Here is a 13,591-nt window from a genome sequence, read left to right on the forward strand (position 1 = left end):
CCGCCCAGGCCGGGCTGCGGGCCCCGCCCGGGCCGGGCTCAGGAGGGTGCGCCGACCAGCCCGAGAACCCACCCGCCCACCGCGTCGGTGATCATCTCCAGCACCTCGGCCTGCCCCGTCGGCGCCCGCTTGGGCACGTCGAAGCCGTGGCTGCCGTACGGAATCGCCACCAGCCGCTGCCCGGCCGCCAGCTCGGGGAACTCGGCCGGCCCGCCGAAGGGGTCCGCCACGCTCTGCACCACCAGGGCCGGCAGCCCGCACTCCAGCAGTTCCCCGGCCCGGCTCTTCTCCGGCCTGCCCGGCGGGTGCAGCGGGAAGGCCAGCGCCAGGACGCCGACGGCGCCGGTCGCCACTCCCGTCCGGCAGGCGACCCGGGCGCCGGCGCTGCGGCCGCCGGCCACCACCGGCAGGCCGTGCTCCGCCAGCGCCCGCGCGACCGGGAGCCAGCCGGCGTCCAGGGTCTTCGGTGCCGGGGCGAGCCGCTTGCCGGCCACCCGCCAGGGCTGCTCGACGAGGGCGACGGTGATCCCCAGCGGCGGCAGGGCGGCGGCCAGCGCCTGCAGGTCGCGGGCCTCGATCCCGCCGCCGGCGCCGTGGCCGAGGGCGAGCAGCGCCTTCGCGGCGCCGCGGGCCGGGGCGTAGGTGATCCGGGCGTCGCCGGCAGGGGTGGGGACGAGGACGGGGTCGGTGGTCTGCATGGCTCGGGGCTCCGTACCGGGGTCGGCCCGACTGGGCGGGGAGAGCGGGGGTGTGGGCAGAGCGGGGGTGTGGGCAGAGCGGGGGTGTAAACAGAGCGGGAGGAGGGGCGGCCGAGTTCCCTGAGCGGCCGGCCGGGCAACCGCAGGACGGGTCCGCGGCACGACCGGCCTCTGTACGCCTCAGAACAACGTGGTGACCAGTTCCTCGGCGTCCAGCGGCCGGACCAGCTCCGGCCCGTCGTTGCGGATGCTGCCGACGGCGGCCCCCACCGGCGCCGCGAGCAGCGCGCCCGGCGGCGGCGGGACGAGCAGCGGGAGCAGCTCGTCCGGGTCGCTCAGGCGGGGGTCGAGCCAGTCGTCGAAGGCGGCCGGGTCGAGGAACAGCGGCATCCGCTCGTGGATCGGGGCCAGCGTCTCCTCGGCGGCGGTGGTGACGATGCTGCAGGTCACCAGCCAGGCCTCGGGGTGGTCGGCGGGGTGCGAGCGGTCGCGCCAGAACTCGTAGACCCCGGCCAGCGCCAGCACCCCGCCGTCCGCGCGGCTGACGAAGTACGGCTGCTTGGGCGGCCGGCTGCCGCCGCCGGGGAGGGTCTGCCACTCGAAGTAGCCGTCGACCGGGACTATGCAGCGCCGGGAGGCGAAGGCCTGCCGGTAGGAGGGCTTCTCGTGGATCGTCTCCGCCCTGGCGTTGATCATCTTCACCGCCGCCTCCGGGGACTTCGCCCAGGCCGGCACCAGCCCCCAGCGCAGCACCCGCAGCTGGCGAACCGGCCGCGTACCGCCCTTGGGCAGCCGCTCCAGCACCGCGAAGGCGGGCCGGGTCGGCGGGACGTTCCAACTGGGGGCCAGCGTCTCGGCGGGATCCCACTGCTCGACGCCGAAGATCTCGACCAGGTCCTCGGGCTTGTTGGTGGAGGCGAAGCGACCGCACATGCCGTCAGCTTGCCACGCGGGCCGCTTTCACCACTTCCTCATCCACGGATCAGAACCGACGGCTACCGGGGCACCGTCCTGGCATGGGAGGCTGCCACCTCGACGGGGCGGCGACCGACCCCGGGCCCCCGGCACCGAGCCGGGCGGCGCCCGCAACAAGCACGACCGGAGGCGAGACCCGCAGGCATGGACGGACACAGCATCGCCGAGGTGTGGGACCGCGTCCTCGGCACCCAGCCCGCCCCGCCGCAGTGGATCGCGCTCGGCAGCGCCGGCCTCGCCCTGCTCGCCGTGCTGCCGCACCCGGTCTGGCGGATCACCCGCAACGTCGTGACGATCGCGCACGAGGGCGGCCACGGCCTGACCGCGCTCCTCACCGGCCGCCGGCTCTCCGGCATCCGGCTGCACTCGGACACCTCGGGCCTGACCGTCTCCTCCGGGAAGCCCACCGGCCCCGGCATGATCCTCACCGCCGCGGCCGGCTACACCGCGCCCTCGCTGCTGGGCCTCGGCGGCGCCGCGCTGCTGGCGGCCGGCCACATCACCGCGCTGCTGTGGATCTCGATCGCCCTGCTGGCCGGCCTGCTGATCATGATCAGGAACGCCTTCGGGCTGCTCTCGGTGGTGGCCACCGGCGCCGCGTTCTTCCTGGTCTCCTGGTACGGCAGCAGTGAGCTGCAGGGCGCCTTCGCCTACCTGGGCATCTGGTTCCTGCTGCTCGGCGGGGTGCGCCCGGTCGCCGAGCTGCAGCGCAAGCGCCGGCACGGCGGCGCGCGGGACTCGGACGCGGACCAGCTGGCCCGGCTGACCGGCGTCGCCGCGCTCGTCTGGGTGACCGTCTTCCTTGTGGTGGCCCTCGCCTGCCTGGGCCTGGGCGGCAGCTGGCTGGTCGGCCCCGTCCCACCATTCGGGTAGGCGCGAGGGCCCTCCCCCGTACGGCCCCTAAACTTGCCCCTATGACCGAGACCCTGTGGCCTGCCCCCGTCGCGACCACCGCCGTTGACGCGACCGTGACCATCCCCGGCTCCAAGTCAGTCACCAACCGAGCGCTGCTGCTGGCCGCGCTGGCCGGCGAGCCCGGCTGGGTCCGCCGCCCGCTGCGCAGCCGCGACTCCCAGCTGATGGCCGACGGCCTGCGGGCGCTCGGCGTCGGCATCGAGGAGACGGTCAACAACGCGACCGGCGGCAGCGGCGGCGGCGAGGCCTGGCGGGTCATCCCGGCGCCCGTGCTGCGCGGCCCGGCCCGGGTCGACGTCGGCAACGCCGGCACCGTGATGCGCTTCCTGCCGCCGCTCGCGGTGCTGGCCGACGGCCCGGTGCACTTCGACGGCGACCCGCGCTCCTACGAGCGCCCCCAGCACGGCGTGATCAACGCCCTGCGCGCGCTGGGCGCCCGGATCGACGACGGCGGGCGCGGCTCGTTCCCGCTGACCGTGCACGGCTCGGGCGCGCTGGACGGCGGGCCGGTCGAGCTGGACGCCTCGTCCTCCTCCCAGTTCGTGTCCGCGCTGCTGCTCTCCGGCGCCCGCTACAACCAGGGCGTGGAGGTGCGGCACGTCGGCGGCCCGGTGCCCTCGCTGCCGCACATCCGGATGACCGTGGAGATGCTGCGCCTCGCCGGCGTCCAGGTGGACGCCCCCGAGGACGGCGGCGAGAAGGACATCTGGCGGGTCACCCCCGGCGCTCTGCTCGGCCGTGACCTGGTGGTCGAGCCGGACCTCTCCAACGCGGCGCCGTTCTTCGCCGCCGCACTGGTCACCGCCGGCCGGGTGACCGTCCGAGACTGGCCGGCCCACACCACCCAGCCGGGCGACCAGCTGCGCGAGATCTACACGCAGATGGGCGGCAGCTACCGCTTCACCGACGAGGGCCTGGAGTTCACCGGCACCGGCCGGATCCGCGGCATCGAGGCCGACCTGCACGACGTGGGCGAGCTGACCCCGGTGATCGCGGCGGTGGCGGCGCTGGCCGACTCCGAGTCCCACCTCTACGGCATCGCCCACCTGCGCCTGCACGAGACCGACCGGCTGGCCGCGCTCGCCAAGGAGCTGAACGACCTCGGCGGCGACGTCACCGAGACCGAGGACGGCCTGCGGATCCGCCCGCGCCCCCTGCACAGCGGTGTCTTCCACACCTACGAGGACCACCGGCTGGCCACCGCCGCCGCCGTGGTCGGCCTGGCCGTCGAGGGGGTGGAGGTGGAGAACATCGCCACCACCGCGAAGACCCTGCCGGACTTCCCGCAGATGTGGTCGGACCTCCTCGCAGGGGCGGCGGCGAGGGCCTGAGCGGAGACTTGAGCACATGCGCCGCTACGGCAAGGACGCCGACGAGGACGACATCCGCAACCGCCCGGGCCGCAAGGGCTCCCGGCCACGGACCCGGATCCGCCCCACGCACGACGACGCCGCCGAAGGGATGATCCTCACCGTCGACCGCGGCAGGCTGACCTGCCTGGTCGACGCGGGGACGAAGAACGAGCGCGAGATCGTCGCGATGAAGGCCCGCGAGCTGGGCCGCAAGGGCGTGGTGGTCGGCGACGTCGTGAACATCGTCGGTGACCTCTCCGGCGAGCCGGACACCCTGGCCCGGATCGTCCGGGTGGAGGAGCGCACCTCGGTGCTGCGGCGGACCGCCGACGACGACGACCCGTACGAGCGGATCGTGGTCGCCAACGCCCAGCAGCTGGCCATCGTCACCGCGCTGGCCGACCCGGAGCCCCGGCCCCGGTTGATCGACCGCTGCCTGGTGGCGGCCTACGACGCGGGCATGGAGCCGATCCTGGTACTCACCAAGTCCGACCTGGCGCCGGCCGAACCGCTGCTGGAGTCGTACGCCCCGCTCGGCATCACCTATGTGGTGACCAGGCGGGACGAGCTGGAGACCGCGGGCGCCGAGGCGGTCCGCGCCCACCTGCGCGGGCGGTCGACGGTGTTCATCGGCCATTCCGGGGTGGGCAAGACCACCCTGGTGAACGCCCTCGTCCCGCTGCACCAGCGGAGCACCGGCGTGGTCAACGCGGTGACCGGCCGCGGCCGGCACACCACCGTCTCCGCGCTGGCCCTGCGGCTGCCGCCGCCCCCCGGGGTGAAGCCTGGCTCGAAGAAGGCGCTGGACCCGGGCTGGGTGATCGACACGCCGGGCTTCCGTTCCTTCGGGCTCTCGCACATCGACCCGTCCCGGGTGATCCACGCCTTCCCCGACCTGGAGCCGGGCACGGTGGACTGCCCGCGGGCCTGCAGTCACGACGAGAAGGACTGCGCGCTGGACGCCTGGGTCACGGACGGCCACGCCGAGCAGGCCCGGCTGTACTCGCTGCGGCGGCTGCTCTCCTCCAAGGACACCCGGGACGGCGACTGACCCGCGGTCACCCGGCGGCTCCGGCGCCCGGCAGGCCGATCAGGCCGCCGGGCCGCGGAGCGCTCCGGCACCCGGCTGCCCGGCAGCCGGCCGGGGGCGATCCCGGCCCGGATTGCGGTGCGCCGCGAGGTGTCGGAGTGGCCCGCTCTGGTGATCATAGGAAAGTCGGCCGCATCGGCCCGACCCGTCGATCGACAGGGAGTCAGCGCGATGGCATGGGCCTTGGTGATCCTCGCCGGCCTGCTGGAGACAGGTTTCGCGATCAACCTGAAACTCAGTGAGGGCTTCACCAAGCTCTGGCCCACCATCGGTTTCTGCGCCTTCGCCCTCGGCAGCTTCGGCCTGCTCACCCTCTCCCTCAAGAGCCTGCCGGTGGGCAGCGCCTACGCGGTCTGGACCGGCATCGGCGCGGCCGGCACCGCGATCTACGGCATGGTCTTCCTCGACGAGTCCTCCTCCACCCTCAAGCTGGTCTCGATCAGCCTGGTCATCGCCGGCGTGGTCGGCCTGCAGCTCAGCGGCAGCGGACACTGACCCGCCCGGCCCTCCGGCGCCCGGCCCGGCCGTCCCCCGACACGGTTGTCCGACGACCGGGCCCGACTGTCGGGATGCCGGGCACCTCGCTACTGTTTCGCCCATGGCCGACTACCACGACGATCTCCGCCTCGCCCACGTCCTCGCCGACTCGGCCGACTCGATCACCCTGGACCGCTTCCGGGCGCTCGACCTCAAGATCGAGACCAAGCCGGACCTGACCCCGGTCAGCGACGCCGACAAGGCCGCCGAGGAGCTGGTCCGGGGCGTGCTCCAGCGGGCCCGCCCGCGCGACGCGGTGTTCGGCGAGGAGTTCGGCATGCAGGGCTCGGGCCCGCGCCGCTGGGTGATCGACCCGATCGACGGCACCAAGAACTACATCCGCGGCGTCCCGGTCTGGGCCAGCCTGATCGCCCTGCTGGAGACCGGCGCCGACGGCGAGGAGCGCCCGGTCGTCGGCATGGTCTCGGCCCCCGCGCTGAACCGCCGCTGGTGGGCCGCCGAGGGCCTCGGCGCCTACGCCGGGCGCAGCCTGGCCAAGGCCTCCCGGATCCACGTCTCCGGCGTCTCCCGGCTGGCGGACGCCTCCTTCTCCTACTCCTCGCTCAGCGGCTGGGAGGAGCGCGGCCGCCTCGACCCGTTCCTGGACCTCACCCGCGCCTGCTGGCGCACCCGCGCCTACGGGGACTTCTGGTCGTACATGATGGTCGCCGAGGGCTCGGTGGACATCGCCGCCGAACCCGAGCTCAGCCTCTGGGACATGGCCGCGCCCTGCATCGTGGTGCAGGAGGCGGGCGGCCGCTTCACCGGCCTGGACGGCGTGCCCGGCCCCGGCGGCGCGGACGCGGTGGCCTCCAACGGCATCCTGCACGACGAGGCGCTGCGCCGGCTCAGCGTCTGAGCGGACCGGCCCGGCCGCCGGGGCGGCCCCGCTCCGCCCCGGCTCGCCCGGGCCCGGCCGGTGTACGACGGCAGTGTTTCCGCCGCTGGTCCGGCGGATTGCCGACTGCCCATCAAGTGCACCAGGCCGACGCTGAGTTCGGTGCAACTCCGCGGCAATCCCCACCCCCTACGCTTCGACGGGCCAAGGCGCCGGCTCCCGGGCCGCGCCCCACTCCCCGGACGCCCACCCACGCCGGGCCGCTCGCCCAGGGGGCTCCCCACGTGCGTACCGTCCGCACCATCCGTCACCGACTGGCCCTGTTGCTCGCGCTGCCCACCGGCGCGCTGGTGGTCCTCGCCGCGCTCGGCACGGCCGGACAGGCCACCCGCTTCACCGCGGCCGGCCGGACCGACGACCAGGTCGCGCTGACCGTCGCCACCCAGGAACTGGTCCACCAGCTGCAGCGCGAACGCGGCCTGACCGCCGGGCTGCTCGGCGGCGACGAGAGCTTCCGGGCCCAGCTCGGCGGCGGCCGCGCCGCCGCCGACCAGGCCCGCCGGGCGCTGGACCAGCGACTGGCGGCCGGCCCGCCCGGCGCCGCCGCCGTCCGCTCCGCGCTCACCGGCCTCGGCCAGCTGGCCGCCCTGCGGGGGCGGGCCGACACCGGCACCGCCACCCGCGCCGAGGCGCTCGGCTTCTTCACCACCGCCGTCACCGGGCTGACCTCGGCCGCCTTCGACGGCCTCGGCGCCTCCGGCGACGACCGGCTGCAGGCCTCGCTCGCCACCCTGCGGGCCCTGTGCGAGGCCACCGAGGCGACCGCCCTGGAGCGCGGCACCCTGAACGGGGTGCTCGCCACCGGCTCCTTCAAGGGGGCCGACTACCCCTCCTTCGTCCGCATCATGGCGGTGCGCGGTGCCGCCGTGGCCCAGGTGCCGCGCACCGCCACCGCGGCCCGCACCGACGCGCTGGACGCCGCGCTGCGCACCCCGGCCGCGGTCACCGTCGCCGGGATGGAGCAGCAGGCGCTGGCCGGCTTCGCCGCCGAGCACCTGCCGGTGCTGCCCGCCGACTGGTGGCGGGCGGCCAGCACCCTGGTGGACGACCTGCAGCAGGTCCAGAGCGGCGCCGCCGCGGAGAGCCGGGAGCGGGCGGCGGAGCTGCGCTCGGACGCGTTGCGGGCGCTGCTGCTGGACGTCCTGCTGGCGGTGACCGCCGTGCTCGGCGCCGTGCTGCTCGGCCTGGCCGCGACCCGCTCGATCACCCGCCCGCTGGCCGCGCTGGCCGCCGGGGCCGCCGACCTGGCCGACCGGGTGCTCCCCGAGGCGGTGGGCCGGATCCGCGACGCGGGGCCCGGGCAGGACCTGGACGACCTGGCCGCCCTGCCCGCCCCGGTCGGGGCCGGCCGGGCCCAGGAGCTGGCGGAGGTCGCCGAGGCGCTCGACCGGGTGTCGGCGACGGCGCTGCGGCTCGCCGTCGAGCAGAGTGTCCTGCAGCGCAACAGCACCGGCTCGCTGGCCAACCTGGGCCGCCGCAACCAGGCCCTGGTCAGCCGTCAGCTGGGCTTCCTGTCCGCCCTGGAGCGCGAGGAGCACGACCCGGGGGTGCTGGCCAACCTGTTCGAGCTGGACCACCTGGCGACCCGGATGCGGCGCAACGCGGAGAGCGTCCTGGTGCTGGCCGGCGAGCGCAGCCCGCGCCGCTGGGCCCGGCCGGTGGGCACCGGCGACGTCGTCCGGGCGGCCCTCGGGGAGGTGGAGGACTACCGCCGGGTGGTCCTGCGCCAGGTGGACGAGGCGCAGCTGGACGGCGCCGCGGTGGCCGAGGTGGCCCACCTGCTGGCCGAGCTGATCGAGAACGCGCTCGCCGCCTCGGCGCCCGACACCGACGTCGAGGTCTACGCCCGGCTCGGCGGGGCCGGCTACCTGGTGGCCGTGGTGGACCACGGCGCCGGGATGACCGAGGCCGAGCTGGAGCGGGCCAACGCCCGGCTGGGCGGCGAGGAGAGTTTCCTGGTGGGCAGCACGGGGCTGCTCGGCCACTACGTGGTCGGCCGGCTCGCCGTCCGGCTCGGCGCCCGGGTCCGGCTGACGCCGTCGCCGGTGCGCGGGGTGACGGCGACGGTCCTGCTGCCGGGCGGCCTGCTGGCGTCCGCCCCGCAGTCGCCGCAGCAGTTGCAGCCGAGCGAGGCGCGGTGAGGGGCGGCGAGGAGTTCGGGGCCGGGGAGTACGAGACCGGGGAGGTGGTCCGCCCGTTCGTGGTCACCGCCGGGCGGACCCGCCCGGTCACCGGGGAACTGAGGCTGGAGACGCTGGTCTCGGCGGCGCCGGCGGCGCTGAGCGCGCCGCTCGGCTTCGAGCGGCACCGGATCGTCGAGCTCTGCCAGTACCCGCGCTCGGTGGCCGAGCTGGCCGCCCTGCTGCCGGTGCCGGTCGGCGTCGCCCGGGTGCTGGTGGCCGACCTGGCGGCCGAGCGGTACGTACGGGTCCACCTGGCCGGCAACCCGTCGGTGGCGCTGCTGGAGCGGATCAGGGACGGTCTGCTCCGGCTCTGAACCGCCCTGCGGGGCCGCGCCCCCGACGCCGCCCCCTCAAGGGTGCGGGCCCCTCATGGGTGCGGGCCCCGGACCAGTGGGTGGGCAACTGGTTCCGGGGCCCGCTGTTCGTGGGGCCGCTACGGCTGCTTGCGCAGCTCGCGGACGGCCGTCTCCAGGCGTCGGCCGTAGTCGGCGTCGGCCTTGCGGAAGTTCTCGACCGCCCGCTCGACGATGTCGTCGCGGTCGGCGGAGACCTTGGCGATGAAGCCGGCCAGGTTGTCGATCAGCCGGGCCTTCTCGTCCTCGCCGAAGAGCCGGTAGAGGTTGCCGGCCTGCACGAAGTCGTCGTCCTCGCGGTGCGAGGGCGCCTCGTGGTTGCCGGTCGTGCCGGTGACGGCGGTCGCGGCCCAGAGCGGGCGGCCGGTCTGGACCGGGCCGCCGAAGGTGTTCGGCTCGTAGTTCTTGCGACGGCCGTGGCGGCCGTCGTAGAGGTGGCCGTCCCGGCTGTTGGTGAGCGCCTCGGTGGCGTGCGGGCGGTTCACCGGCAGGTGGTCGGCGTTGATCCCGACCCGGTAGCGGTGGGCGTCCGCGTAGGCGAACAGGCGGCCCTGCAGCATCTTGTCCGGGGACGGGCCGATGCCGGGCACGAAGTGCGACGGCGAGAAGATCGACTGCTCGACCTCGGCGAAGACGTTGTCCGGGTTGCGGTTGAGCTCCAGCGTGCCGAACTCGACCAGCGGGTAGTCCGCGTGCGGCCAGACCTTGGTGAGGTCGAAGGGGTTGAAGCGGTACGTCGCGGCGTCGGCGGCCGGCATGATCTGGACGCTGACCGTCCAGCTCGGGAACTCGCCGCGCTCGATCGACTCGCGCAGGTCGCGCTGGTGCGAGTCGGGGTCGGTGCCCGCGAGGACGGCCGCCTCCTCGCTGGTGAGGTTCTTGATGCCCTGGTCGGTCTTGAAGTGGTACTTCACCCAGAAGTGCTCGCCGGCCTCGTTCTGCCACTGGTAGGTGTGCGAGCCGAAGCCGTCCAGGTGGCGGTAGGAGGCGGGGATGCCGCGGTCGCCGAAGAGCCAGGTGACCTGGTGGGTCGCCTCGGGCGAGAGGCCCCAGAAGTCCCAGACGTTGTCGGCCTCCTGGGAGCCGGTGTACGGGTCCCGCTTCTGGGTGTGGATGAAGTCCGGGAACTTGATGGCGTCCTTGATGAAGAACACCGGGGTGTTGTTCCCGACGAGGTCGTAGTTGCCGTCCTCGGTGTAGAACTTCAGCGCGAAGCCGCGCGGGTCGCGGACGGCGTCGGCCGAGCCGAGGTTGCCGGCCACGGTGGAGAAGCGCAGGAAGGTCTCGGTCTCCTTGCCCACCTCGGACAGGAACGCCGCCCGGGTGTAGGCGGTCACGTCGCCGGTCACCGTGAAGGTGCCGTAGGCGGCGGCGCCGCGGGCGTGCACCACGCGCTCCGGGATGCGCTCGCGGTTGAAGTGCGCGAGCTTCTCGAAGAGGAGCTGGTCCTGTATCAGCGCCGGACCGCCGGTGCCTGCGGTCTCGGTGTTCTGGTTGTCGGCCACGGGCGCGCCCGCCTCCGTGGTCAGCGTGGGCCGCAGCTCGTCCTGGGCAGTCATCGGGGAGACCTCCGCGTCGTCCGGTCGTGAGGGGCTTCAGCCTAGCTTGGACTTTGTCCAAGTCAATACTGATCCCAAGTCCGGAGCTGTTCCGAAGGAAGACGGTGCTTGCTACCCTGGCCGCATGAGTGACCTGCTGGAACGACTTCGGATGCGCGGCTGGCGCCTGACCGCACAGCGGCGGGTCGTGGCCGAGGTGCTCGACGGCGACCACGTCCACCTGACCGCCGACGAGGTGCACGCCCGCGCCGTCTCCCGACTGCCCGAGATCTCCCGGGCGACCGTCTACAACACGCTCGGCGAACTGGTGACCCTGGGCGAGGTCCTGGAGGTCGCCACCGACGGGCGCGCCAAGCGGTACGACCCCAACGCCCACCACGCGCACCAGCACCTGATCTGCTCGGGCTGCGGCGCCATCCGCGACGTCCACCCGCTGGGCGACCCGGTCGCCGCGCTCCCGGCCGACCAGCGCTTCGGCTTCACCCTCTCGGGCGCCGAGGTCACCTACCGCGGGCTCTGCCCCGACTGTCGCTAGCCGGCTGCCCGCCCGGGCACCCGGCGGCCCCCGCACCGACGCCCCGGCCCGGAACGGCCGGACCCCCGTCCACGGGTCCACGCCCCGGCGGGGGACGGAGCTCCGGCGCGGCGAAAAGGCCCGCCCGGCGCGCGGTCGCGGCGGATACGGGCCCCCGTGCTCAGGCGCTCAGTTCGGCGTGCAGCGCCCCCAGCAGCCGGCCGGCCCGCTCGGCCACCTCGGCCGGGCCGTAGTCGGCCGCCCGCCGGCACCAGTTCTCGGCCTGCACCGGCTCCCCGCGCCGCAGCGCCAGCAGCGCCAGGCGCAGCGCGGCCCGCCCGTGGCCGGCGTCCGCCGCCCGGGTGTACCAGAGCATCGCCTCGGCCTCGCTGTCCTGACGGGCCAGCAGCAGGCCCAGGTTGAAGGCCGCGCTGCGGCTGCCGGCCTCCGCCGCCCGGCGGTACCAGCTCTCCGCGATCTCCAGCGCGCCGCGCTCGGCGGCCCGCACGCCCATCCTGACCTGCGCCCGGCGGTGGCCGGCGTCGGCCGCGACCGCGTACCAGTGCTCGGCCTCGGTGTCGGCGTCGCCGCGCCGGTCCAGCAGCGAGGCCAGCCGGAAGCAGCCCTCGGCCGAACCGCCGCCGGCCGCCTGGCGGTAGCGCTCCAGGGCGCCCGGCAGGTTGCCGCGCTGCTCCTGGGCGACGGCCAGCTGGAGGGCGGCCTCGCCGTGGCCCTCCGCGGCGGCGCGCGCGTACCACTCGTGCGCCTGCTGCTGCTCCCCGCGCCCGGCGTGCAGCACGCCGAGGTTGAAGGCGCCGTCCACGCTGCCCGCCTCGGCCGCCTTGGAGAACCACGGCTCGGCCCCCGACTCGTCGCCGCGCTGCAGCAGCACGACGGCCAGCGCGTTGCAGGCCTCCCGGTGGCCGGCGTAGGCCGCCCGCCGGTACCACTGCTCGGCCTGCTGGTCGCGGCCGGCGCCGGCGCAGAGCAGCCCGAGGTTGAAGGCGCCGTTCTGGTCGCCGGCGTCCAGCGCCGCGCGGTACCAGTGCTCGGCGACGGCGGCCTCGCCGCGGCCCGCGTGCAGGGCGCCGAGCGCGTTGGCGGCGTTGCCGTCGCCGGCCTCGGCCGCCTCCTGCCACCACTCGGCGGCGGCGGTGAGGTCGCCGGCGTCCCGCATCAGGAAGCCCAGCGCGCAGGCCGCCCGGGGCTCGCCGTTCTGCGCGGACTGGCGGTACCAGCGCGCCGCCTCCTCCATCAGCGCCGGGTCGCCCTGGGCGCGCTCCTCCAGCAGCACGCCCAGGCGCAGCGAGGCGCGGGCGTGGCTGCGGGCGGCGGCGGTGCGGTACCAGGTCTCGGCGGTGTCCTTGTCTCCGGCCGCCTCGCGCATCCGGGCGAGGCGGTAGGCGGCCTCCCGGTGGCCCGCGTCGGCGGACACCTTGAACCAGCGCTCGGCGCGCACGTCGCGCCGGTGCTCCATCAGGTCGCCCAGCGCGTACGCCCCCAGCGGGTGCCCGTGGTCGGCGGCGAAGTGCAGCCAGTACTCGGCGGCCTCCTCCTCGCCCTGGTCGCGCAGCTGCAGGCCGAGCGCGTGGGCGGCGGGCGCGCTGCCGGCCACGGCGGCCTGCCGCCACCACTGCGCGGCCTCGGCCCGGTGGCCCTGCTGGTGCAGCAGGACGCCGAGGTTGTTGGCTGCGGCGCGCACCCCGGCCGCGGCGGCGGCGCGCAGGTACGGTTCGGCGTCCTCCAGGTCGCCGCGGCGCAGCAGCAGGGCGCCGAGCCGGCTGGCGGCGTCGGTGTCGCCCTCGTCGGCGGCCTGCCGGTGGCGGCCCTCCAGCGCGGCCTGCTCGCGGGCGGCGAGGGCGCGCTCGAAGGTGGCGCCGTCGAGGCCCGCGCCGTCCTGGTCCGGGTCCTCGCCGACGGGCGCGTCCGGGCGCCCGGTGTACGGGCCGACACCGGCGGCGAACTGCTGGGCGGAGACGTGGACCAGGCTGTCGGGGCCGTAGCCGGCCGACGGCCGGCGATCCGCCAGGCCGCTGGTGCGCTGGGCCGGCAGGGCGCCCGGCAGGCCTTCCGCGCCCTCCGGGTCCGGGCTCTGCGCCCAGCCCTCGGTGTCCGGTTCGGCCGTGACGGGCTTGCTCCCTGGTCCGTTCTTTCCGATCAGCTTCATGCCGACTCCCGCTCCCCCAGAGTGTCGCGGCATCTGCCGGGGGCAGATCGGAGCCGACGGCCGGTCAACAGCCGCGCCCCGTACCCCATGTGCTCCATCGTCGCATCACCCGCAACCCGCGTACACCTGCCCCGGCCAATTTTGGTGGTGCGGGCCGAAGCCGGCGGGATTGCTTCAGTGCTTTGTCGATTTCCCGACACTTCAGCCTCACAAACCCCCACCAGGGCCCCGATGGTGAGTGTTCGCCACCGAACGGCAGAGGGGCCGCACCGGCAGCCGGCGATGGTCGGCACCCTTGGCGACACCCGGACAGATCTCCCCGCCCGGCCGACCGGTACGGATCGGGCGAG

12 protein-coding genes are annotated in these 13,591 nt (G+C 75.2%); 8 read left to right on the forward strand and 4 right to left on the reverse strand.

Features of this window, described 5'->3' with window-relative positions:
* Nucleotides 1-38: 38 nt before the first annotated feature.
* Together OG689_RS16565 and OG689_RS16570 are read right to left on the reverse strand one after the other, a co-directional pair.
* Nucleotides 39-698 carry an alpha/beta family hydrolase gene (locus OG689_RS16565; RefSeq protein ID WP_266321222.1) on the reverse strand — a complete coding sequence of 220 codons (660 nt, stop codon included), beginning with the start codon at nucleotides 696-698 and terminating at the stop codon, nucleotides 39-41.
* A gap of 180 nt (nucleotides 699-878) precedes the next feature.
* Nucleotides 879-1,631 carry an SOS response-associated peptidase gene (locus OG689_RS16570; RefSeq protein ID WP_266321224.1) on the reverse strand — a complete coding sequence of 251 codons (753 nt, stop codon included), beginning with the start codon at nucleotides 1,629-1,631 and terminating at the stop codon, nucleotides 879-881.
* Between the two features lie 186 nt (nucleotides 1,632-1,817).
* Here OG689_RS16570 and OG689_RS16575 point away from each other — a divergent pair, with 186 nt between their 5' ends.
* The 7 genes from OG689_RS16575 to OG689_RS16605 all read left to right on the forward strand — a co-directional run bounded on the left by OG689_RS16575 (nucleotide 1,818) and on the right by OG689_RS16605 (nucleotide 8,962).
* The gene (locus OG689_RS16575) at nucleotides 1,818-2,546 is read left to right on the forward strand and encodes a M50 family metallopeptidase (protein WP_266321226.1); all 729 of its coding nucleotides are present in this window, start codon (nucleotides 1,818-1,820) and stop codon (nucleotides 2,544-2,546) included.
* Between the two features lie 41 nt (nucleotides 2,547-2,587).
* A complete protein-coding gene (gene aroA / locus OG689_RS16580) occupies nucleotides 2,588-3,919 on the forward strand; it encodes a 3-phosphoshikimate 1-carboxyvinyltransferase (RefSeq protein WP_266321228.1) in 1,332 nt (443 codons plus the stop codon).
* Between the two features lie 16 nt (nucleotides 3,920-3,935).
* Nucleotides 3,936-4,991 carry a ribosome small subunit-dependent GTPase A gene (rsgA, locus tag OG689_RS16585; protein WP_266321230.1) on the forward strand — a complete coding sequence of 352 codons (1,056 nt, stop codon included), beginning with the start codon at nucleotides 3,936-3,938 and terminating at the stop codon, nucleotides 4,989-4,991.
* 210 nt (nucleotides 4,992-5,201) lie between these two features.
* Entirely contained in the window at nucleotides 5,202-5,525 is a 324-nt protein-coding gene (locus OG689_RS16590; protein ID WP_266321232.1) for a multidrug efflux SMR transporter, read from the forward strand.
* A 103-nt stretch (nucleotides 5,526-5,628) separates the two neighbouring features.
* Nucleotides 5,629-6,426 carry a histidinol-phosphatase gene (gene hisN, locus OG689_RS16595; protein ID WP_266321233.1) on the forward strand — a complete coding sequence of 266 codons (798 nt, stop codon included), beginning with the start codon at nucleotides 5,629-5,631 and terminating at the stop codon, nucleotides 6,424-6,426.
* Nucleotides 6,427-6,689: 263 nt separating this feature from the next.
* Nucleotides 6,690-8,606, forward strand: coding sequence for an ATP-binding protein (locus OG689_RS16600; protein WP_266321235.1), 1,917 nt, complete (start codon nucleotides 6,690-6,692; stop codon nucleotides 8,604-8,606).
* The gene (locus OG689_RS16605) at nucleotides 8,603-8,962 is read left to right on the forward strand and encodes a DUF742 domain-containing protein (RefSeq protein ID WP_266321236.1); all 360 of its coding nucleotides are present in this window, start codon (nucleotides 8,603-8,605) and stop codon (nucleotides 8,960-8,962) included. The genes OG689_RS16600 and OG689_RS16605 overlap by 4 nt, the downstream gene beginning before the upstream one ends.
* Before the next feature lie 119 nt (nucleotides 8,963-9,081).
* Here OG689_RS16605 and OG689_RS16610 read toward each other — a convergent pair whose 3' ends face one another.
* Nucleotides 9,082-10,560, reverse strand: a complete 1,479-nt coding sequence (locus tag OG689_RS16610) for a catalase (protein ID WP_266321238.1) — start codon at nucleotides 10,558-10,560, stop codon at nucleotides 9,082-9,084.
* A gap of 124 nt (nucleotides 10,561-10,684) precedes the next feature.
* Between OG689_RS16610 and OG689_RS16615 the strand changes: the two genes are divergently transcribed.
* Nucleotides 10,685-11,095, forward strand: coding sequence for a Fur family transcriptional regulator (locus tag OG689_RS16615; RefSeq protein WP_266321239.1), 411 nt, complete (start codon nucleotides 10,685-10,687; stop codon nucleotides 11,093-11,095).
* A 160-nt stretch (nucleotides 11,096-11,255) separates the two neighbouring features.
* Here the strand turns inward: OG689_RS16615 and OG689_RS16620 are convergent, their stop codons facing one another.
* A complete protein-coding gene (locus OG689_RS16620; RefSeq protein WP_266321241.1) occupies nucleotides 11,256-13,241 on the reverse strand; it encodes a sel1 repeat family protein in 1,986 nt (661 codons plus the stop codon).
* Nucleotides 13,242-13,591: the final 350 nt, after the last annotated feature.

The organism is Kitasatospora sp. NBC_00240, from assembly GCF_026342405.1.
Taxonomy (GTDB): Bacteria; Actinomycetota; Actinomycetes; order Streptomycetales; family Streptomycetaceae; genus Kitasatospora.

What these genes read in the sequence shown, in the direction of transcription:
- OG689_RS16565 (WP_266321222.1), bottom strand. Translation starts at nt 698, where the DNA reads ATGCAGACCACCGACCCCGTCCTCGTCCCCACCCCTGCCGGCGACGCC.
- OG689_RS16570 (WP_266321224.1), bottom strand. Translation starts at nt 1,631, where the DNA reads ATGTGCGGTCGCTTCGCCTCCACCAACAAGCCCGAGGACCTGGTCGAG.
- OG689_RS16575 (WP_266321226.1), top strand. Translation starts at nt 1,818, where the DNA reads ATGGACGGACACAGCATCGCCGAGGTGTGGGACCGCGTCCTCGGCACC.
- aroA (WP_266321228.1), top strand. Translation starts at nt 2,588, where the DNA reads ATGACCGAGACCCTGTGGCCTGCCCCCGTCGCGACCACCGCCGTTGAC.
- rsgA (WP_266321230.1), top strand. Translation starts at nt 3,936, where the DNA reads ATGCGCCGCTACGGCAAGGACGCCGACGAGGACGACATCCGCAACCGC.
- OG689_RS16590 (WP_266321232.1), top strand. Translation starts at nt 5,202, where the DNA reads ATGGCATGGGCCTTGGTGATCCTCGCCGGCCTGCTGGAGACAGGTTTC.
- hisN (WP_266321233.1), top strand. Translation starts at nt 5,629, where the DNA reads ATGGCCGACTACCACGACGATCTCCGCCTCGCCCACGTCCTCGCCGAC.
- OG689_RS16610 (WP_266321238.1), bottom strand. Translation starts at nt 10,560, where the DNA reads ATGACTGCCCAGGACGAGCTGCGGCCCACGCTGACCACGGAGGCGGGC.
- OG689_RS16615 (WP_266321239.1), top strand. Translation starts at nt 10,685, where the DNA reads ATGAGTGACCTGCTGGAACGACTTCGGATGCGCGGCTGGCGCCTGACC.
- OG689_RS16620 (WP_266321241.1), bottom strand. Translation starts at nt 13,241, where the DNA reads ATGAAGCTGATCGGAAAGAACGGACCAGGGAGCAAGCCCGTCACGGCC.